Annotated in this window: 11 protein-coding genes; 8 read left to right on the top strand and 3 right to left on the bottom strand. The window is 47.4% G+C overall.

Going from position 1 to position 22,164, the window contains the following annotated elements; translation table 11 throughout:
- The first annotated feature begins 2 nt into the window (after positions 1 to 2).
- Genes DWX23_RS06205 through DWX23_RS06195 form a run of 3 tightly spaced genes read left to right on the top strand, consistent with a single transcriptional unit; the run spans position 3 to position 3,258 of the window.
- On the top strand, positions 3 to 1,076 hold the full coding sequence (locus DWX23_RS06205) for an RluA family pseudouridine synthase (protein ID WP_122354340.1): 1,074 nt from the start codon (positions 3 to 5) through the stop codon (positions 1,074 to 1,076).
- 2 nt (positions 1,077 to 1,078) lie between these two features.
- Positions 1,079 to 2,086: a D-alanine--D-alanine ligase gene (locus DWX23_RS06200; protein WP_122373819.1), complete on the top strand. Its 1,008-nt coding sequence runs from the start codon at positions 1,079 to 1,081 to the stop codon at positions 2,084 to 2,086.
- Between the two features lie 11 nt (positions 2,087 to 2,097).
- Positions 2,098 to 3,258, top strand: a complete 1,161-nt coding sequence (locus DWX23_RS06195) for a 1-acyl-sn-glycerol-3-phosphate acyltransferase (RefSeq protein WP_122354338.1) — start codon at positions 2,098 to 2,100, stop codon at positions 3,256 to 3,258.
- 72 nt (positions 3,259 to 3,330) lie between these two features.
- Here the strand turns inward: DWX23_RS06195 and DWX23_RS06190 are convergent, their stop codons facing one another.
- Positions 3,331 to 7,290, bottom strand: coding sequence for a hybrid sensor histidine kinase/response regulator transcription factor (locus tag DWX23_RS06190; protein WP_122373818.1), 3,960 nt, complete (start codon positions 7,288 to 7,290; stop codon positions 3,331 to 3,333).
- A 224-nt stretch (positions 7,291 to 7,514) separates the two neighbouring features.
- Between DWX23_RS06190 and DWX23_RS06185 the strand changes: the two genes are divergently transcribed.
- The 5 genes from DWX23_RS06185 (at position 7,515) to rocF (ending at position 17,493) form a co-directional block, all read left to right on the top strand.
- Positions 7,515 to 8,750, top strand: a complete 1,236-nt coding sequence (locus DWX23_RS06185; protein ID WP_122373817.1) for an MFS transporter — start codon at positions 7,515 to 7,517, stop codon at positions 8,748 to 8,750.
- Positions 8,751 to 9,102: 352 nt separating this feature from the next.
- Positions 9,103 to 12,060: a hypothetical protein gene (locus tag DWX23_RS06180; protein ID WP_122373816.1), complete on the top strand. Its 2,958-nt coding sequence runs from the start codon at positions 9,103 to 9,105 to the stop codon at positions 12,058 to 12,060.
- Positions 12,061 to 12,082: 22 nt separating this feature from the next.
- The gene (locus DWX23_RS06175; protein WP_122373815.1) at positions 12,083 to 14,905 is read left to right on the top strand and encodes a hypothetical protein; all 2,823 of its coding nucleotides are present in this window, start codon (positions 12,083 to 12,085) and stop codon (positions 14,903 to 14,905) included.
- A 224-nt stretch (positions 14,906 to 15,129) separates the two neighbouring features.
- Positions 15,130 to 16,338, top strand: coding sequence for an ornithine--oxo-acid transaminase (gene rocD / locus DWX23_RS06170; RefSeq protein WP_122373814.1), 1,209 nt, complete (start codon positions 15,130 to 15,132; stop codon positions 16,336 to 16,338).
- Positions 16,339 to 16,596: 258 nt separating this feature from the next.
- Complete coding sequence (rocF, locus tag DWX23_RS06165; RefSeq protein WP_122373813.1) at positions 16,597 to 17,493, top strand: arginase; 897 nt, start codon at positions 16,597 to 16,599, stop codon at positions 17,491 to 17,493.
- A gap of 81 nt (positions 17,494 to 17,574) precedes the next feature.
- On the opposite strand, the gene DWX23_RS06160 is transcribed toward rocF, so the two are convergent.
- Together DWX23_RS06160 and DWX23_RS06155 are read right to left on the bottom strand one after the other, a co-directional pair.
- The gene (locus DWX23_RS06160; RefSeq protein WP_122373812.1) at positions 17,575 to 18,942 is read right to left on the bottom strand and encodes a TolC family protein; all 1,368 of its coding nucleotides are present in this window, start codon (positions 18,940 to 18,942) and stop codon (positions 17,575 to 17,577) included.
- Positions 18,932 to 22,159: an efflux RND transporter permease subunit gene (locus DWX23_RS06155; protein ID WP_122373811.1), complete on the bottom strand. Its 3,228-nt coding sequence runs from the start codon at positions 22,157 to 22,159 to the stop codon at positions 18,932 to 18,934. Before DWX23_RS06155 ends, DWX23_RS06160 begins: the two co-directional genes overlap by 11 nt.
- Positions 22,160 to 22,164 lie beyond the last annotated feature (5 nt).

Below are 22,164 nucleotides of genomic sequence, written 5' to 3'. Positions count from 1 at the left end.
CTATGGATGAATTTTTCGACGAAATGGATGATGAACAGGTTGATGACCTGTTAGAACAGAACGAGGATGGTACTCCCCGGCTGTATGAACATTTCCGCTTCGTTGCCGATCGCGGACAGTCCTTGTTGCGGGTAGATAAATTCCTGGTAGACCGGATGATGGGTGCGACCCGTAACCGGATACAGTTGGCTGCCGATGCCGGTTGTATCATGGCGAACGGAAAACCTGTAAAAAGTAATTACCGGGTGAAGCCGGAGGATGTGGTGACGATCATGATGTCCCGCCCCCGTCGTGACCTGGCTATTATTCCTGAAAATATTCCTATAAAGATCATTTATGAAGACGATGATTTGCTGGTTGTGGATAAACCGGCAGGTCTGGTCGTGCATCCGGGTCACGGTAATTATACCGGAACACTGGTGAATGCACTGGCATGGTATCTGAAAGATGATCCTACCTACGATCCGAATGATCCGGCATTGGGCTTGGTCCACCGTATCGACAAAGATACTTCCGGGCTGCTGGTCGTAGCTAAAAAGCCGGAAGCGAAAGCCCATCTGAGCCTTCAGTTTTTCAATAAAACGACCAAACGCGAGTATCGTGCTTTGGTTTGGGGAATCGTGAAGGAGGATGAAGGGCGTATCGAAGGTAATATCGGACGCGATCCGCGTGACCGGATGCAGATGACGGTTTTCCCGGAGGGTGACCAGGGCAAAACGGCTGTTACCCATTACTCCGTACTGGAGCGTCTGGGCTATGTCACTTTGGTGAAATGCCGTCTGGAGACCGGACGTACGCATCAGATCCGTGTACACATGAAATATATAGGCCATACGCTTTTTAACGATGAACGGTATGGCGGAAACGATGTTCTGAAAGGAACGACTTTTACAAGATATAAACAGTTTGTACAGAACTGTTTTGCCATTTGTCCCCGGCAGGCATTACATGCTAAAACGCTGGGTTTTGTCCATCCAACGACCGGCGAGGAAATGTTTTTTGATTCCGAAATACCAGCCGACATGACACAGTTGATAGATAAATGGCGGGTGTATGCAACTACTAAAGAGATATAAAAATGAAAAAGAACATTGCTATTGTAGCCGGAGGTGACTCCTCTGAAATTGTTGTTTCATTAAAAAGTGCAGAAGGAATCTACTCTTTTATTGATAAAGACAAATATAATTTATATATTGCCATCGTAAAGAAAGGCGAATGGGCGGTAAAACTTCCTGGAGGGGAATATACACCAATAGACAAAAATGATTTTAGTTTCTGTGAAGCAGGTGAGGTAAAGCATTTTGACTTTGCTTATATCACTATTCACGGTACTCCGGGTGAAGACGGACGATTACAAGGTTATTTCGATATGATAGGTATGCCTTATTCTTCATGTGGTCAGTTGGTGAGCGCTCTTACTTTTAATAAATTTGTTTGTAATAATTATTTGCGCAGTTTCGGTATCAGCATATCTGATTCTATCCGTTTGTTTAAAGGGCAGACGGTGACGGAAGAAGAAGCTGTCAGCCGTTTGGGATTGCCGATTTTTGTGAAGCCCAACGACGGGGGAAGCAGTTTCGGTGTGACCAAAGTGAAGGAAGCTTCGCAGTTGCAACCGGCTATTGCCAAGGCTTTTGCCGAAGGTGACGAGGTCATGCTGGAAAGCTTTATTTCCGGAACAGAAGTGACTTGCGGTTGTTATAAGGTAGGTGGCGGTTCGGGTATCGCCCGGAAAGAGGTGATCTTTCCGCTTACCGAAGTAGTTACGAAGAATGAGTTTTTTGATTTCGATGCGAAGTACAACGGAGAGTCTGATGAGATTACTCCGGCCCGTATCTCTCCCGAACTGACGGAGAAGGTACAACGCGAAGCATCGAAAATATATGATATACTGGGCGCCAAAGGACTTATCCGGGTTGATTTTATTATTGAAGCAGACGGTGAACCGAAAATGCTCGAGGTAAATACAACACCAGGTATGACAGCTACCAGCTTTATCCCGCAGCAGGTTCGGGCTGCCGGATTGGATATCAAAGATGTCATGACTGACATTATTGAGAACGAACTACAAAAGGCAGGTAAATAAAATTAGAAGATATGGATACAGAAGTTTCCTATAATTTTGACGACATTCGTCCGCTGAACAACGATGAGGTAAAGGATGCGATAGAAGCACTGGTTGCCAACGAGGATTTCGAGCGGGCTTTTCGGTATATCAAGCCGGATTTGAACTGGAATGAATTTTCTGAAACGATGCGCTCGTTTAAGACAAAAGAAGATTTTAAATCGAAACTGGCTTACGAGGCAGTGATGATGGTGGCAAACAAGACGACTTTCTCGCTGACGATCTCCGGACGTAGCCGCCTTCCGAAAGACAAACAACCTTGTACATTTATTTCCAACCACCGCGACATTGTATTGGATGCTTCCTTCCTGAATGTCATGTTGTATGATGTGGGCTACGGTATGACACAGGTTGCGATAGGTGATAACCTGATGATCCGTCCATGGATCGAGACATTAGTTCGTCTGAACAACAGCTTCATCGTAAAACGTGGGGTTTCTGTGCGTCAGATGTTGGATGTGAGCCGTACATTGTCTGCTTATATTCGTCATACGATCAATGAAACAAAAGAATCTATCTGGATCGCACAGCGTGAAGGACGTGCTAAAGATTCGAATGACCGTACGCAAGGTAGTGTGCTGAAAATGTTGAATATGAGCGGTGATAAGGATATCGTATCCAATTTGATGGAACTGAATATCTTCCCGGTTGCTATCTCTTACGAATATGATCCGTGCGATTTCCTGAAAGCGAAAGAGTTCCAGATGAAACGCGATGATCCTGAATTTGTGAAGAGCCAACGCGATGACCTGCTGAGTATGGAAACAGGTATCCTGAATAACAAGGGACGTGTTCATTTCACGCTGACCCAGCCGATCAACGACCAGTTAGCTGCTTTGGACAAGGATATGGAAAAGAACGAGTTGGTGGCTGCCATCGCTTCTATTATCGATAAGGAAATCTATAAACATTACCGTTTCTATCCGTGTAATTATGTTGCTTATGATATGTTGACAGGAACGAAACGTTTCAGCGGTAATTACGGTCCGAGAGATAAGAAACATTTTGAAGAATATTTGCAGGGGCAGTTAGATAAGATTGTCTTACCTAACAAAGACGAGGCTTTCCTGCGTACCAAGATGTTGGAAATGTATACCAATCCTTTGAAGAACCACCTGGCAAATCAGGAGTAAGATATTAGTTTCTTAAACGAAAAGGGTAGTCTCAACAGCATGAGAGACTACCCTTTTTTTTGTGCAGGCTATTTATCTGTTCTCTTTGGCATATTTAGACGGACTCATGCCGAATTGTTTGATAAAGGCTGACCAGAAATAAGATTGAGAACTGAAACCTACCGCTTCCGAAATCTCATAAATCTTCATATTTCCTTGCAGCAGAAGTTCTGCGGCTTTCTTCAGACGGCTGATCTTGATCAGGTCGTTCGGGGTGAGGTCAGAGATGGCACGTATCTTACGGTATAGTGTCGGACGGCTCAGGTGCATCAGGTCGGCGATCATGTTCACGTCCAGATCGGAATTTCCGATATTTTCGTTGATGATCTCGTTCAGTTTTTCAAGAAAATTCTCATCGGCCTTTGTGTAGGCCATCGATTTCATATTGGCGATCGGAGAGTTGAAGTAGAACTTCCGGATGTTATCCCGGTTCGATATCAGGTTCGATATTTGAACCATCAGCAAGCTGGTGGAGAATGGTTTATCTATATAGGCATCGGCTCCGAGTTCCAGTCCTTCCAGGCGTGATTGCATGGTATTCTTTGCCGTTAGCAGGATGACAGGGATATGGCTGAATTCGATGTCGCTCTTTACATGTTGTAATAAGGTGAAGCCATCCATGACGGGCATCATAACGTCGCTTATAATCAGTTGTACGCTTTGCTCTTTGAGTAAATCCAGTGCTTCCGAGCCGTTGGCTGCCAGCAGGACATTATAGTTTTCATTTACTTCGTCAGCAATAAAGGCACTCATTTCTTTGTTATCTTCGACGATCAGGACAGTTGGACGGCCTTCTTCCCTGATATAGGATATTTTGGGTACGGAGGTTTGTTGCTGAGGTTCTTCTTCCGTTGTTTTCACTGCTCCAGTTTGCTTGACAGGTAAGGTTATACGGAACATTGTCTGGTTGTTTGAAAAGTCGATCAGTGCCAGCGTTCCATGATGCATTTCCGCCAATGAACGTGCCAGCGGAAGCCCGAGTCCGGTTCCCGGTTTATCCTCATTCCCTTTGATACGGTAGAAAGGCTCGAATATTTTATCCCTCATTTCCGTTGGTACCGGTACTCCGTCATTGATAAAATCGATCATGAATGTTTCGTAGTCGGTAGACAGGTGCAGGCGTACCACGATACTTTTAGCTGCATATTTGACGGCATTCGAAAACAGGTTACTCATGATCTTGGTGAGTGCCTCGCGGTCGACAAAAACATATAATTCCTGTACGGATAGATCCAGGTTCAGCAACAGGTTGTTTTCGGTCGCCATATCCTGAAAACGTTTGGCCGTTTCGGATAAGAGAGAAACGACTTCCGTGCGGACAAAATTAAGACGGTATCCTTCTATTTCTGTTTTCCTGAAATCTAATAACTGGTTTACCAGGGATAACAGGCGGGAGACATTCTTATCCATCAGCAGCAGTGAGTTATTCTCTTTTTCTCCGATCTTGTCCGATTTCAATAAACGCTCCAATGGGTTTTTGATCAGGGTTAGCGGGGTGCGTATTTCATGTGCGATATTAATGAAGAAGTCGATCTTTGCCTGATAAAGCTCTTTCTCCTTGTTGTTTTCGAATATTTGCATTTTGTACGCCATCTTTCTTCTTTCTTTTCTTCTCCAGTAAAAGATCAGATACACGATGATCATCATGATCAGGATGGCATAAATGACATAAGCCGTATTGGAAACCCACCAGGGAGGAAGTACATTGATATGCAGGCGGGTGATTTCGTGTCCCCAGCTATTGGATAGGTTGGCAGCTCTTACTTCAAAAGTATATTCACCGGGATGCAGGTCGGTGAAGTAGACGATGTTACGTTCACCCAGTGCGATCCAGTCTTTGTCGAGATTCACCATCCGGTAAGCATATTGGATGGAACCGGGGGCGATGAAGTTGAGGGCGGAAAAGTTGATGTTGAAAGATGATTGGTCGTGATTTAGTGTGATATCCCGGACTTCGGAAACCGAAGAACTGTTAATGATTTTTCGTCCGCCCATCCCGTTCTGTATTTCCAGCGAACTGATACGGACGTCCATCTTTTCGGCAGCCGGACGTATATCGGTCGGCTTGAAATGGATAAAACCTTTTATGGAACCGAAATAGAGTGTACCGTCTTCATCCTTAAAAGCCGAATTGTAGTTGAACTGGCGGGTGACTAAGCCGTGTGCCTCGGTATAGGTCATGATCTCTTCTGTCTGTGTGTTGAGGCAAACCAAACCATTTGCCGTGCTGATCCATAGACAGTTGTTGTCATCCGGTAAAATACGGAAAGCCACGTTGCTGGGCATGCCGTTCTTAACCGTGTAATGAAGCGATTCTCCGGTCTGAAAATCATATTTGATAATACCTTCCACCGTTGCGAACCACATGTTCCCGGCTTTATCTTCGCAGGCATCGTTGACTGAATTATGGCGTTGGGTATTAAGCTTGTCGTATTGGAGATACATGCCCGTATTACTTGTCGTATTGAAATAATAGCTGCGGTTGAACATACCGAGCCATATTTTTCCGGAACGGTCTTCATACAGACAGTTGACAGCGAACGGAGGAAACTGGGGGGCATAAACAAAGCGGTCGTTCAGATAGTCGTAGCGGAAGATGCCGTCCTCTGTCCCTACCAAAACTTCTCCTTCCCGTAAAACCTTGATACACCGCACTGTACTATTCTTTACTGTTTGTGCATCTTTCAACAAGTCATAGTGCTTGATGACTTTTCGTGTTCGTATATCCATCAGGTCGATGCCGTGTATCACATGTCCGATCCACAGATTATCTCCCGAAGCCGCCAATCCACGGATATTGGTATGGGAAAGACTTTTTACACCGGGTATTGGCTGGTAATTGGTGAATGTGCCCGTTTTCTTTTCCAGGCAATTGATCCCGGCGTCTTCCGTACCTACCCATATATTTCCGTAAATATCCGTACAGATATCGCGTATCACTTCCCCTTTCAACGAATGAGTTTCGTTCCAGGGATAATATACATTGAAGGGGCGGAAAGGGGAGTAGTAGTTCACTCCGTTCTGGTGGAAACAGATCCAGACACCTTCTTCGCGGTCTTCAAACAGGGCGGAGACGAAATGGCTGGATAGTGCATACGGGTCCAGCGGGTCTTGCCGGATGCGTTTGCAGGTCCCGGCCTCCAGGTCATAGATGAACAGTCCTGAATCGGTCCCGATCCAAAGTTCTTTCTTGTCTTTTTCGAGGAAGCAGTTGATCAGGATCGTTAACTGGTTTTTTTCCTGGATATTCAGATCTTCGTAGGTTTTTGAAAGCACATTGAATATTTTTACATCGTCGTGTTCAAACGCGACATAGATGGTCGGAGAAGAAGGTGAGGCATACAGCATGGATAATTTCCGGGAAGTGGTTTCCGGCGAATGGGTGAACAGGTCATGCGATTCGAGATTTCCGTCCTCCGGGTTCAGTTGCGAAATAAAACCTTCCGAATCACCCAGCCAGATGGAATTATCTGCCATGATACAGAAAGATGTATAAATTTGTCCGTTATTACCGGCGAAAATCCGGAATTGCCCGTCAGAAACATTATACTGTATCAATGTTCCGTCCATCAGCAACCATAACTGGTTGTTTTTGTCGAACTGGAAGAGTTCAACCCCTTTGTTTTTAGTGAAAGGAACGTGCAGGAATGATTCTTTTGTTTCATTATATTGATATAATCCGGAAAGTGTGCCTACCCATAAGTTGCCGTCTTGGTCGCAACCGAGATGCGTGATCCAGTTATTGCCGAGCGATTCCGCATCGTCAGGGTCGTTGCGGAATACTTTAAATGTATATCCGTCGAACCGGTTCAGTCCGTCGCGCGTACCGATCCATATATAGCCGCTTTTATCCTGCACGCAACAAGTCACCATGTTGTCGCTTAATCCGTTTTCCACCTGGTAATGACGGAATAGATAGTTGCTTTCTTCGGCAAAAAGGCAGAGAGAACAGAATAGGAAAAGTATAGATAAGATCAACTTCGGATGTCTCATAAATAAGTTTGTTGTTTGACACTGCAAGATATATAAAATTGTATTACCAGTTTTCATTTATCGTGTCATGGATTTTTAAAATTGTATCAGACCCGGTGAGAATACCACAGAATGAGATAAATACGGGAATTAATGCAACCGGAACGAACAGATATATTTTGCATAAGGGAGTACTTTTGATCAACGATTTGAAAATGCTATAAGAAACCTTTTTGATTACTATCATGAATACACAACATTCTAATACAGGAATAGGAACGAAGATTCAGCTCTGTCTGATGATGTTTTTACAGTATATGTTAAGCGCAGTCTGGTGGGTACCGCTGGCAGCTTATCTCTCACACACACTTAAGTTGGAGGTGTATCAGGTTTCCTTAGTATTAAGTGCAATGGCTATCGGAGCAATGGCCTCTTCGTTTATCGGAGCGATTGCCGACCGGTATTTTGCCGCAGAAAAGATATTGGCAGTTTTGAATATATTAACGGGAGTTTTCTTGCTGCTGGCTGCTCAGCAGCAAGATTTTCCTTCTCTTATGTTCTTTGTCGTAATGGCGATGCTTTGTCACATGCCGACACAGAGTCTGACAAGTACGATCGCAATGAGCCACGCTCCTTCTGAACAGTTCCCACGTATCCGTATGTTCGGTTCGGTAGGGTGGGTTGCTTCAGGAATATTCAGCCTGGTAGCTATTCATTTATTAGGAATGGAAGCGTTCGATGACACGAACTTACCGATGTACTGTGGTGCTGGTGTTTGTTTTATTGCCGCTTTTGCCAACCTGACGCTCCCGCATACTCCTCCGTCGGTAGCAAAGAGTTCAAAGATATCGGTGATGGATATTACAGGATTCTCCGCTTTCTCATTGATGAAAGATAAGAATTACCGGGTGTTTATGATCCTGACCTTCCTGTCGATCATTCCCTTTACACTTTATCATGTATATGGTTCCATGATTCTGGCGGACGAACAGGTGCGGAATATCACGGTGACGATGAACTTCGGACAGTTGGCCGAAATGCTCTTTCTGATCGTTACCACGACGATCCTGATCAAATCGGGTATCAAGAATACGCTGATCTTCGGTATGGCAGCTATGTTGGTTCGTTACGGAGCTTTTTTCTTCGGGGCGGAAACAGGGCAGCAGTGGTTCTATTATATCGGTATTATCGTTCACGGTCTGATATTCGGTCTGTTCTATGTAGGCGGACAGGTCTATACGGATAATGTAGCGCCAAAGGATATGAAGGCACAGGCACAAGGTTTGCTTTTCTTCCTGGTATGGGGAATCGGTTTCCTGATCGGAACATTATGGAATGGATGGTTGATCGGTATGTTCCGTGATGGCGATAAATGTGACTGGCCGGTATTGTTCGCTATTTCATCGGCTTGTACACTGGTACTGTTACTTTTGTTCATGTTCCTGTTCAAGCCGGTAAGCCTTAAAACATCAGATAAATAATACGCATTTAATTCTCAAGACTATATATATCACGCCAAACATGAAAAAAAGGGGACACGACGGTGTCCCTTTTTTATTTTAATAAGCCATTCTTCTTTTGGTAGGCTCTTTTTGCATCCTTTGTTTATCCGTGCTTCTCCTTTGTTTTAAGTAATTGTCTATTCAATTGTCTATCGCTATTTTAAGTATTCTCACACCTCTTTACATACCTTTACTTATCAGAATTTAATTATTTCGTTCAGTACTTGAAGAAGTCAGTCTCGATGACCGGGTATAGCAGCCGGAGTAAAACTGCTTGTCTGTTAAGATGCGATTATGAATATATCAGTTAAACTTAATAATGTGAATGCTTATGAACACTTTCAAACCAATTTTTGCAGCTTTGGTGTTATTCCTTTTTCAGGCAATCTTCCTGGCTTGCAGCGACGACAAAGAAGAGATAATTATTCCCCCGGAGAATAGCATACCCGGACAGGAATTTGGAATACGCCAGCTTACTGTGAAACTTCCGCGCCTGGGACGGCTCGAAATACTGTTCTCTAAAATTAACTGCCGTATTCATATAAAAGGAGTAGACGACCGGATTACTTATCCTGTCAACACCTTCCTCTCCGCTACGGCTGACTCCTTGATCATCGAAGCGGCAGACCCGATACTGAGCGAACTTCCCCACCAAATGTACCACTTGAACTATATAACTTTCCCGAAGAAAGATCTGGCAGTGAAATCGGCAGAGGTGAGTGCGGAGGTAGGCATACAGGATACCGTTTACCTAGGTGCCCGCTTGTCGGTCGAAGACCCGGACAATATCGTTTTCCGCTCGAGTTTTAATCTGGAAGCCGATCGTATAGGGGTGGGGAGTACGGCAGACCCTATTGCTATTGCCTGCGGAAAAGACTTTTATGATATTATCTGTAGCGAGTTGAGTGTCGGCAATGATTTAGCAGACAAATGTTTCGAACTTACAGCGAATATCAATTTCCAAATGCCTGAAATAACCACCGATAAGGGGTGGCAACCTGCCGGAAGACATAATATCAACGGAAGTTCCACCTCCTTTAACGGCATGATAGACGGTAATGGGAATGCAATCGACTTGCTATCCAGCAGTTCTACGGAAGATTATGCAGGGCTCTTCTATAAATTAGGATCGCGAGCCCATGTGCATGATATCGAGTTTACCTCTGTTGCTTTGAATGGAAAAGACTATATAGGAGCGGTTGCCTGCTATTCGGAAGAAGGAGCACAGCTTGAAAATATAAGTTTAACCGGCTTTATAGATGGAGTTTCCAATATTGGCGGACTGGTAGGTTCGGGCGATGTCACGGTTACAAACTGTGTTTCCAGTCTTGCTGTAAAGGTAAAATCAGATAAATCAGCATCCAATATAGGCGGGTTGATTGGCTATACCACCTCTTCCGAGATTAAGAACTGCATCCTTACCGGACTGGTTACAGCCCCTAAGGGCAAGAATGTAGGAGGCATTACCGGAACCGGAGGTTCGTTTACCAATTGCTACGTAGGTGGTTCTATTGAAGGTTATGACTATACAGGAGGGATCACCGGAATGGCAGGGGGCACCTTTGCTGGTTGCCGGGTCGGCGCAACGATGAGTTACAATTCGTATGCTTTTCCTTGGGAAGTCTTTCTGACTCAACCGTTGGTAACTCCGTTCTCAATCAGTATTATAGGTCATAATTATGTGGGTGGTTTTGCCGGTGGCGGCTCCCTTACTCTGGAAGGAGAGAATATATTCATGCGTGAGTCGGGTACCACCGCAACCCTAACCGGATACGACTATGTCGGCGGACTGGTCGGACACAGCAATTCTCTGGAAGCCCGCGCTTCGGCCTCTTATATCTCTTACGCTCATATCAAAGCCCATGACTATAGTGGTGGGGTAGCCGGTCGTCTGGAAAATATGAATACCGATGCCATTTTCACCAATCGTGGATCCATTAATGCGACAGGCTACCACTGTGGCGGAATTGTGGGTTGGGGAACGGCTCTTGCATGTAAAGGTACCTGGACTAATGAAGCTACTATCGTAGGCGTGAGAGCGGTGGGAGGTATTATCGGTGATGTGGATAAAATGGATAGCCAATGCGAAATACATATGATCAATGACGGATCGGTGACAAGTACGAATTATTATCTCGGAGGTCTGGTCGGATACAGCAACAGTCAGCTTAACTTTGGTGAGAACAGCCGTGTCAGCCATGAAGGAGGTTCTATGAAAATCACAGGTGAATATTATGTAGGCGGTGTAATCGGAAGCCTTGAAATGGAAGTCGGTTCCAAGTCATACATCATAAACAAACAACCTGCCGTTCATGCAAATATATATGCTCGTTCGTATGTCGGTGGTATAAGTGGTTATATGAGGTTGCGAAATGCAACTGGAGTAACCGGAGTGATCAACGGCACTAATACGTGTAAGATTGTGATTACTTCTTCAAGTACAAGCGGTACTTGCGTAGGCGGAGCGATCGGTTTTATGCGTGCAGAAACCAATACGGATAACGTCGGGCAGATCAAACTCAGCGGGATTACCCAGTTGACCGGTAGTATTACTGCAGCCGGCGGAGCTGTCGGCGGTATTGTCGGACGGTTGGAAAACAATAAAAACAAGAGTGTCCTGATTGAGGATTGTAAGAACTTTGTCAACCTAACCTCTACGGCAACCAGCAATGTAGACGGTTTCGGTGGTATCGGCGGATTACGTGAAGAACTGGGATATGAGATCCGGATTTCTCGTTGTGCCAACTATGCCGATATATCCGGCAGGAATGTTTCCGCTGCAGGAGGCATCTTCGGTCAACAAGAAGAAAACGTCTATATCGATCAATGCTTCAATGTCGGTAAGGTCGATGCAAACAGTGCAGTGGGCGGTATCCTCGGCCGTGCCTTTGATGGAACGACTGTGGAAAACAGCTTCAATATGGGAGAAGTGCCCTGGGTATCAGGCAAGACGCTTCTGGCCGGTATCGTCGGACAGAAAGAAAACAAAAGCAAAAAGAATCTCCTGATCAAGAACTGCTATAACGTAGGCACCACTGGCTGGGGTATTATCGGCGGCGAAGACGACAAAAACGTGGATTGCCAGAACTGCTATTACCTCGACACCGCCTCCAACGGGGATATGAAAAAGAGCGGATCTGTATCGAAAAACGCCACTCAGATGCGTCAGAAAGGCACTTATTCCGGCTATTCTACCGACATCTGGTTGTTCGGTACTGACGGGCAAGGTGCTCCTACGTTGAAGAATAATAAGATAGCTTCCGGTTATCCCAATCCATTATCCCAATAAATACATTTTATACATAGATATTATGAGAATACAGAAAAATCATACATTTTGTTTCAGCCGCTTTCTCCTGTTCCTTCTGGCAACATCTTTCCTGATGCTGACAGGCTGTAAGGATGACGAAAATCAAACACCTGTGCCCGGAGGGGAAGATTACGGGCAGGAGCGACGTATTGAACTGGCTGCCGATCTCAGCAGTAAAATTCCCACGGGTGAAATAAGTTTCCGCCTTATCTACAACAGGGATACCCCATTGGCTGTTAAAGCCATCCATTCGATCGAGAACGGAAAATCAGTCTTCTATCTCGATTCTCAGCTCCGTGTTGGCCGCTATATTCTGGCTTCCATTATTCATAAGACGAGCGAAGAAATCTTCAGCGAAGCTAATGTAGGCTGTGCTCTCGATGTTTCCACCCGCTCCAATGCCGTTTCGCCTTCCACTTTCGATAAGCTGGCAGGTTATTTCGGTACCGGAACGGTTGACGATCCTTACCGCATCGCTTCGTCGACAGGCTTCGATGTCATGCGTAAGCTTATTGAAGACGGTAATAACTCGTTCGAAGGCAAATACTTCCTGCAAACAGCCGATATCAATATGGTCGGCTCCTACAATAAAGGTTTCCGTCCCATCGCCCATCAACAGGCTTTCCCGTTTAAAGGCTGTTATGACGGGGGAGGACATACTATTTCCTATTGTGCCATCCGTACCCTCGACTCGAAAGAACAGAAGGTCGGGAGCGAGGTACATGCTTCGGGGTTGTTCGGCTATGCCTGCGGTGCTACTTTCCGCAATGTCACGATGGTAGATCCTGTCTCGATCGGTGCCAACTCGACAGGCAGCCTGGTCGGTGCCGTACTGGGAACCTCGGGAGAAGTGGAAACCCCGACCTACCTCGATAATTGCCGCGTACGGAAAACATCTTCTTCCGCCAGCGAAATATACGGTATCAGTTTCGTCGGTGGCCTGGTCGGTGGAGTCGATGCGCAGGCTGTATTAGTCATGCACCGCTGTGTGAACGAAAATCTGCCGGTAGGCAACCGTTCCGACGGCTCGTTTGTTGGTGGACTGGTAGGTGGAGGAACCATCAATGCCACCGCCATTATGGACAGTTGCGTGAACCAGTCGTCGGTCGTTGCAGCCGGTAGTCGTTGTACAGGCGGACTGATCGGCGGTATCGAAACCGCCAACATCACCAACTGCCTGAATAAAGGTAACGTCAGCGCCACCCACCGGTCGGCTCTCGGAACCGGAGGCATTGCCGGAGGGTTGGGCACTTCCACCCTTGCAGTCGTGCAAAACGAAGGCCGCATAAACGGTTACGAAGGAACAGGCGGAATCGTAGGCAGCACCGTAATCAGCAAAAGCGACGGCAGCTACAACGACCTTATCATCACCTCCGCGCACAATTACGGAGCCATTCTCGGAACCGACAACTCCGGCGGTATCGCCGGAGAAGCCCAAGCGATGATGACCGATTGCTATAACGAAGGTTCTGTCGAGGCAACAGGCGATTTTGCCGGTGGCCTGGCTGGGTATACGCCTACGGTCGTTATCAACAACAGTTACAACAACGGCGCGGTTGATGCCAATAAATTTGCCGGTGGATTACTGGCCCGTGCCGCCTATTACATTGTGACCAACAGCTCGAATCTCGGTCCCGTAACCGCCTCCCACGGAATGGCGGCAGGTATCCTGACACTGGGTGGTACGACCGGCATGATCAACTTCTGTACCAATTATGCCTCCGTGAGAGGTGCCGTGTACGTGGCAGGGATCATTGCCCATTCCGGTGAAACCAAGTCGTTTACCAAACGCGACTTTGCTTCCATCGTTGTTTCCACCGGAAAGGGAACTTTCAAGCTGATGAAGGCTCTACGAACTCCGCCTAAGAATGTATCCAGTCTGAAAGCCCTCTTCAAAGGCGGCAAAAAGGTCGTGAAGATCGCTTCTAATGCCCTGGATCTGATCAGCGCCATCGCCACCCCACCCCTGATGCAGGACATAAGTATGTGGGACGATCTGTATAACCGTAAACTCGATGTGCGTAACGAAGAAATGATAGCTGGCATGCACGCCAAAGTCGCCGCTGCCCTGCCTACTACCAGAGGACCTTTGGCAGGTTCGGAGGTACTCCCCGGACTGGTCTACGAAAACTCGAAAGCCTTCTCCCGGAGTTTGGAAGGCGAGGGTGACGACCTTTATGGTGATGCCGTGCACAGCCGCCTGGCGGATATCAGCGAACAGGTTGCCAAAATGGAACAGAATCGTGAAATCGCGATTGCTGCCGTCAACTGCGTCCTGGCGGTAGCGGGAGCAATCTTTACAGGCGGGGCGGCTACGGCAGCCATCGTCGTCTGTTCAACAGCCGTCACGACCGTCGGTATCCTGACCGACCGCATGGATAACTGCATCGAAATATCTCAATGCTGTAACTTTGGAGACATCAATGCCGGGGAAAACGGCTATGGTATCATTGCCTTCCAGGGCGACCATCTCCGACTTCACAACTGTTTCTCTGCCGGTGCAGCCTCCGGTTATGGTGTGGCAGACACGGCTCTCGACGGTTTGGACGATGTCAAACCGCGTCGTATCATTTCTATCGGGACTATGAACCAGGATCCTTTCAAAAGCGGTGCTGCTGTAGCAAACCAGGGGCTTTTCTTCCTGGTAGACAATAAAGGTTCCCACGGATCACGGATCGGATACTGTTTCGCCGACGACCTGGCCCGTAAGTCGACTTACACGAATACCGAAAGTCCTTTCGACTTCGATAATACCAGGGCATGGAGTTTCCAAAGCCCCATCGTGCCACTGCCTTATAATAATTTGTATTACAGTTTCAGGTAAAAAACTTCGTAGGGCTACAAAACTGTCACTTCAATCGTGGCAAATCCTTTGTAGCCCTACAATATTTAGTATCTCTCCAGGTACCTGCGGGGCAACTATATCATCCGTAGTGTGTTTCTTAACATATCCCTTTCCGTGACATACTGTCACTCAAATCACTACCTTTGGGACAATGGCTGTATGAAACACTTACAGTCTGACAAAACAATTAAATTTGAAATAGTATGAGACCGGAAGATTACATCACCCGTGAGGGGAAGTTTGGTGCACACAACTATCATCCCCTGCCTGTCGTTCTCGAAAAAGGAGCAGGCGTATTTGTGTGGGACGTGGAAGGCAAACGTTATTTTGATTTCCTGTCCGGTTATTCCGCCCTGAGCCAGGGGCATTGCCATCCTAAAATCATTAAAGCACTGACGGATCAGGCGCAGAAGCTGACACTGGTATCGCGCGCTTTCCATTCGGACGTATTGGGCGAGTATATGGAGTTTGCCTGTAAGTTCTTCGGCTATGATAAATTACTGCCTATGAATACCGGTGCCGAAGCGGTAGAGACAGCCTTGAAACTGGCGCGTCGCTGGGGGTATCGTATCAAAGGCATTGCACCGGAAAAGGCGAAGATTATCGTATGCAGCGAGAACTTCCACGGACGTACCATCACGATCATTTCCATGAGCACTGATCCCAGTTCGTATGCCGACTTCGGGCCTTATACACCCGGTTTCATCAAAGTACAATATAATAATGTAGGAGCATTGGAAGAAGCCCTGAAAGACCCCGACGTGGTCGGCTTCCTGTTGGAACCTATCCAGGGGGAAGCAGGCGTGGTTGTTCCCGACGAAGGGTATCTCCGCACTTGTTATGACTTATGCCATGCCCATCATGTGCTGTTCATTGCCGATGAGATACAGACTGGTATCGGACGTACCGGTAAACTGCTTGCCTGCGATTATGAGAATATTCATCCCGATATACTGATCCTGGGGAAAGCCCTCTCCGGTGGTGTCACTCCTGTTTCCGCCGTATTGGCGAGCGACGAGATTATGTTGACGATCGCTCCGGGCGAACATGGTTCCACGTATGGAGGAAACCCGTTGGCTGCCGCTGTCGGAATAGCTGCCCTTGAAGTGGTACGCGATGAACATCTCTCGGAGAATGCTTATGAGATGGGTGAATTGTTCCGCAGCGAAATGCAGAAGATAGATAATCCGATGATCAGGCAGGTACGCGGAAAAGGATTGCTGAATGCTGTCGTTACCGAACCTCGCGGAGGAAAGGTGGCCTGGGATATCTGTTTGGCACTGAAAGAAAACGGTTTGATAGCTAAACCGACACATGATCATATCATTCGTTTCACACCACCGCTGGTCATTACCCATGAACAGATGATGGAAGCAATCGGTATAATAAAGGAAACTTTTGAACTGTTCTAGGGATCGTAGGTTCCGGTAGTGAAGCATATGGCACATATAGTCCGGCCTGTCTGCCATGCCAGTGACAGACTTTTGCCATCACTGTGGCAAAGTTTTGCCAATAGCATGACAAGGCCTTGCCACAGTAAGGGCAATACATGGCACATAGGACTGCTATATATTGCGTTGTAAGTGACTGACCTTTGTCTATGCGGTGACATGCCGGGACAGTAACAAGAGAGACTGTCTCTTATAGGTTCATAATTAAAATAGTATAGTATGAAAATAAACGTAATAGGAGTTCCTTTGAATCTGGGTTGCGACCGGGAAGGCGTAGAGCGTGCCCCGAATCATCTGCGCGAACGGGGATTGATGAAGGTGATACGGAAGAACGGGCATCGTGCCTTCGACCTTGGGAATCTATATGTCCCTCCCGTTTCGGAAACGGATAAATTTGCCCGGGGCAAAAGCATGAAGTATCTGGACGCTATTGTCGAGGTGAATAATAATCTGGCGGAGCTGGTGTATGATACCTTGCGTGGTGGGGCGTTCCCGCTTGTTATCGGTGGCGATCATTCACTTGGGCTGGGAAGTGCTTCCGGTGTAGGGAAATCTTTCGACGATTTCGGGATCATCTGGCTGGATGCGCATGGCGATATCAACACAAATGAAACATCTCCCAGCGGGAATATCCACGGAATGCCGTTGAGTGCCCTGATGGGGATGGGAAGTGAAGAACTTGTCAATATCTATGCCCCCGGAAATAAAGTGAATCCGCAAAATGTCTTTCTGGTAGGAACCCGCAGCCTGGACGAAGGCGAACAGGTACTGATCGAACGGGAGCGTCTGAGTGTTTACACCATGGATACGATCCATCTGAAGGGAATCGGTTTTGTGGCCGAAGATATTAAGCGGAAGCTGAAGGAAAGAAAAATACGTAATGTTCATTTCAGTATCGATGTGGACAGTATCGATCCGCGGTTTGCTCCGGGAACAGGAACACGGGTAAGTGAAGGACTTTTGCCGGATGAGTTTAAAGACTTTGTCGATCATATTCTTTCAACGAATCTGGTGAAGTCGATGGACCTGGTGGAACTCAATCCCGAATTAGATACGAATGACCTGACAACCAATCTCTGCCTGGATATTATCGATTATATAACAGCAAGGATTTAGAGTGGCATCCGAGATCCAGGAAACAAGAAGGGGGATATCATCACGACATCCCCCTTTCTTTTCTGTGTCTATCTGTAATACTTATTCTTGTCTTCCGCCTAATGCGTGATAGAGGTTAATAACACCTTGTATCTCATCGAAACGGTCGGCTACCTGCGAGAGTTCCGCCTGCAACAGGCCTTGCTGGGCAGTCAGCACCTCCAGGTAAGTGGTGTTTCCGTGTTGCATCAGTAACTGGGTACTTTTTACGGCCTTTTGTAAAGCCGTAATCTGCTGGCCAGCCAGTTGGATGCGTCCGCGTGCCGTCTGCCATTGTGTCAAAGCGTTGTTTACTTCGCTTCCGGCATTCAATAGGCTCTGCTGGAAAGCCAGAGAGGCCTCTTCCTGTTGTGCCTTGGCTATTTTCAACTGGGCGATGTTGGCACCTTTGTTGAATAACGGTTGTGTCAGCGAGCCTATCGCCTGCAACAGCCAGCCGCCCGGGTTAGTGATGATCCCCGTTCCGTTATTAGTCCATCCGGCAACACCGCTGAGGGTGATGTTCGGATAGAAAGCACTGCGTGCTCCGTTCGTTGCATAGAATGCCTGTGCCAACGAATATTCTGCCTGCCGTACATCCGGACGGTTGCTTAACAGGGAGAGCGGAACGCCGGCGGATAGTGTCTGGGGAAATTCCTGTCGATCCAGTTCTCCCCGTTCCATCCGGTGAGGCACTTCTCCGAGCAGGTTGGAGAGGCTGTTTTCCATCTCGTTGATCTGCTGGCGTAGGGTCAGGAGGGAGGCTTCCACACTCAGGCTGTTCGCTTCCGACTGGGAAACGGCGGCTTCATCTGCCAGACCTGCTTTTTTCAGTGCACGCATCGCCTGTACGTTCTCTTTCCAAAGAGAGGCCGTCCGTTCACTGATGACAAGTTGTTTGTCGAGCAATAATAAAGTGTAATAGGAATTGGCTACAGTGGCTATTAGCTGTGTCCGGACGGCCTGTTTGTATGATTTAGTCTGTTCGAGAGCTGCCTGTGCACTTCTTTTTGCATTGGTGAGTCTCCCGAATATATCGATTTCCCAACTGGCAGCTACCGCCAACTGATAACTTTTGGCGGCTTTCGAACCGTCGAAGCTGCTGATCGTACCCTGCGGATTCAGGTTCAGTGCCGGAAGGTAAGCCAGACGTGAAGTCATCAGGGCTGCTTCGGCTTCCTGTACCCGCAAATGGGCGGTGCGCATGTCGGTGTTATTCTCCAGTCCTTTTTCGATCAACGTCTGCAATTGAGGGTCTGTGAAGAGTTCCCGCCAGTCGAGACTGCCGATGCTGGTTGTATCCGTAGCCATCGCCTCGTCCCTGAACAGGTTGTCAGGAACGGAGGTCTCCGGTTTGTAGGATGTATAGATGCCGCACCCACTCAGTAACGAGAGGGTGGCGACGGATAATAGAATGATATTATTTTTCATCTGCTTGATTTCCTTTCTTTTTACTTTCGAGATAGTCTTTCCGCTCGGCGGTTACTTCTACCACTTCTTCCTGGATCTGCCAGTCGTGAGTCGGCTCGAACTGTATCGGGCGTACTTTTTCCTGCAGATACTGGAATACGATGAACAGGGAAGGCACGACGAACAGCAGTGCCAGTGTTCCGATCAACATACCGCCTACGGCACCTGTACCCAATGAACTGTTACCGTTTGCACCGACACCTGTTGCTACTACCAACGGAAGCAGACCGAAGATCATGGTCAACGCCGTCATCAGGATCGGACGCAGACGTACTTTGGCGGCAGACAGTGCGGCAGATGTCAGGCTCATACCGGCGGCACGCCGTTCGGCTGCATATTCAGTCAGCAGGATGGCTGTTTTGGCCAACAGACCGATCAGCATGATCAACCCGGTTTGCAGATAAATGTTATTCTCCAGCCCCATGATCTTGGCGAACAGGAAGCTACCCATCAGACCGAATGGAACGGAAAGGATCACGGCAAACGGGATCAGGAAGCTTTCGTAAAGCGCACTCAGGATCAGGTAGATCATCAGGATACAGATGACGAAGATCACGGCTGTCGTATTGCTTTCCTGGTTCTCTTCGCGGGTGATACCGGCAAAGTCGTAACCATACCCTTTCGGCAGGCTGGTTGCCGCTACTTCTTTTACGGCATTGATAGCATCACCGGAACTATATCCTGGCGCTGGCATTGCATTAACCCCGATCGAGTTGTACATATTGAAACGGCTCAGCGATTCGGCGCCGTATACCTTTGTCAGGTTCACGAACTGGCTTAACGGAGCCATTTCGCCGTTTGCCATACGTACAAAAGTATTATCCAGTGAAGATTCATCCAGACGGTAATCCGGCGAAGCCTGTATCATCACCTTATACACTTTCGAGAAGCGGTTGAAGTTAGATACATATTGTCCTCCGTAATAACCTGACAAGGTGCTTAGTACGGCATCCGGTGTGATACCGGCACGCTTACATTTAGCTGCATCTACCGTCACTTCCCACTGCGGGTAGTTGATAGAGAAGGTTGAATAGGCGGCTGCAATTTCCGGGCGTTCGCGCAAGGCCCCCAGATATTGTTGTGTCGTATTGAAGAAATCAGTCAGATCGCCTCCCTTTTTATCCTGCATATACATTTCCAGTGCATTACCCATACCGTAACCGGGAATCATACCTGGCGACATGGCGAAGATGTTTGCATCCTTGATGTCGGCAGTCCGTCCGTACACCTGGTTGATAACCGATTGTACGTGGTCTTCCTTATCTGTACGTTCATCCCACGGTTTCAGTTTGATGATGAACATACCGAATGAGTTTCCTTGTCCGGAGATCAGTCCGTAACCGGATACTTTGTTATATTCCTTGATCTGCGGTAGGTCTTTGATACGGTTCTCGATATTGGTCATCACGTCGTTGGTCGTTGCCAGTGAGTTACCGGCGGCCGTTGTTACGTTGACGAACAATACACCCTGGTCTTCATCCGGCACCAGACTGGTCTTCGTCGTTTTCATCAGGAAGAACAACAGGACAACCGAGCAAGCCAGCATCGACCACATCAGCCATTTGCGTTTGATAAAGAAGAGTACACCCTTCTTGTATTTGGCAATTAGAGCATCGAAAGCAGTATTGAACGCTTTACGGAAGCGGGAGGCAAAGTTATTCTTTTGCGTACCGTCTTCATTGATATACGGTTTCAGTATCAGTGCGCATAACGCCGGACTCAGAGTCAATGCATTGATCGCTGAGATACCTACGGCAACTGCCATTGTCAGACCGAACTGTGTATAGAATGTACCTGAAGTTCCGCTCATGAACGATACCGGAATAAACACGGCCATAAACACCAGTGAAGAAGAGATAATGGCGGCACTGATCCCGTTCATGGCATCCATACTTGCCATGTACGAAGATTTATACCCGACGTCGAACCGGGCCTGTACCGCCTCGACGACGACGATGGCATCATCGACCACCGTACCGATCACGAGAACGAGTGCAAACAAAGTAATCAGGTTGATACTGAATCCGGCAATCGACATGAATGCGAATGTACCGATTAGCGACACGATGATACCTACCAGCGGGATCAGGGTCGAACGGATATCCTGCAGGAATATGTATACCACCAGGATAACCAGTAAGATCGCTTCGATCAATGTCTTTACCACCTCGTGGATGGAGGCGAACAGGAAGTCGTTCGAGCTCATCATCTGTGTGATCTCAACTCCTTTCGGCAGGTCTTTACGTGCTTCGTCAAGGAAAGCGTCGATTTGCTGGTTTACCTCGGTCGCGTTGGAACCGGCTGTCTGGAATACCATACAGGAAACGCCGACATGACCGGTCAGTTCACCGATGTAAGAGTAGTTTTCACGTCCCAGCTCTATTTCTGCTATATCTTTCAGTTTCAGTACTTCACCGTCTTCGGTCGAACGGATCACGATATCCCCGAATTCTTCCGGCTGTATCAGGCGGCCTTTGTACTTCATCGTATATTGGTAGGTCTCCGTAGAGTTCTCACCGAATGCACCGGTTGCCGATTCTATATTCTGTTCGGCCAGTACGGCAGTCACATCCGAAGGAATCAGGTTATATTGAGCCATCACGTCCGGTTTCATCCAGACACGCATACTGTAATCTCCCCCCATTACCATCAGTTCGCCGACACCTGAGATACGGAGGATTTCCGGCTTCAGGTTAATGCTCAGGTAGTTGGCAAGAAAGCCTTCGTCGTATGAATCGTCAGGACTGTAAATCGAGAAGATCTGCAACATGCTGGTCTGACGCTTGGTAGTAGTGACTCCCACTTGAGTTACTTCTGCGGGTAACTGACCGGTGGCTTTGGACACACGGTTCTGTACGTTTACGGTTGCCATATCCGGATCGGTACCTTGTTTGAAGTAGACCATGATGGATACGGTTCCTGCATTGGTAGCCGTAGATGTCATGTAGGTCATATCTTCTACACCGTTGATGGCCTCTTCCAGCGGGGCGATCACACTTTTTTGAAGGGTTTCCGCACTGGCACCGAAGTAAGTTGTACTCACCATAACGGTAGGCGGGGCAATATCGGGATATTGTTCAACGGGCAGACTGGTCAACCCGATGATACCCATAAATACTATCACGATAGAGATAACGGCTGATAGTACCGGGCGTTCTATAAAGGTTCTTAATTTCATATTCC

The organism is Parabacteroides sp. AF18-52, from assembly GCF_003479145.1.
In the GTDB taxonomy this organism is placed as follows: domain Bacteria; phylum Bacteroidota; class Bacteroidia; order Bacteroidales; family Tannerellaceae; genus Parabacteroides; species Parabacteroides faecis.
The sequence above is the reverse complement of the archived record's forward strand: the minus strand, read 5'-3'. Positions and strand labels throughout refer to the sequence as shown.

Excerpts from the sequence above, each read along its gene's own strand:
- DWX23_RS06205 (WP_122354340.1), top strand. The coding sequence starts at position 3 with ATGGATGAATTTTTCGACGAAATGGATGATGAACAGGTTGATGACCTG.
- DWX23_RS06200 (WP_122373819.1), top strand. The coding sequence starts at position 1,079 with ATGAAAAAGAACATTGCTATTGTAGCCGGAGGTGACTCCTCTGAAATT.
- DWX23_RS06195 (WP_122354338.1), top strand. The coding sequence starts at position 2,098 with ATGGATACAGAAGTTTCCTATAATTTTGACGACATTCGTCCGCTGAAC.
- DWX23_RS06190 (WP_122373818.1), bottom strand. The coding sequence starts at position 7,290 with ATGAGACATCCGAAGTTGATCTTATCTATACTTTTCCTATTCTGTTCT.
- DWX23_RS06185 (WP_122373817.1), top strand. The coding sequence starts at position 7,515 with ATGAATACACAACATTCTAATACAGGAATAGGAACGAAGATTCAGCTC.
- DWX23_RS06180 (WP_122373816.1), top strand. The coding sequence starts at position 9,103 with ATGAACACTTTCAAACCAATTTTTGCAGCTTTGGTGTTATTCCTTTTT.
- DWX23_RS06175 (WP_122373815.1), top strand. The coding sequence starts at position 12,083 with ATGAGAATACAGAAAAATCATACATTTTGTTTCAGCCGCTTTCTCCTG.
- rocD (WP_122373814.1), top strand. The coding sequence starts at position 15,130 with ATGAGACCGGAAGATTACATCACCCGTGAGGGGAAGTTTGGTGCACAC.
- rocF (WP_122373813.1), top strand. The coding sequence starts at position 16,597 with ATGAAAATAAACGTAATAGGAGTTCCTTTGAATCTGGGTTGCGACCGG.
- DWX23_RS06160 (WP_122373812.1), bottom strand. The coding sequence starts at position 18,942 with ATGAAAAATAATATCATTCTATTATCCGTCGCCACCCTCTCGTTACTG.
- DWX23_RS06155 (WP_122373811.1), bottom strand. The coding sequence starts at position 22,159 with ATGAAATTAAGAACCTTTATAGAACGCCCGGTACTATCAGCCGTTATC.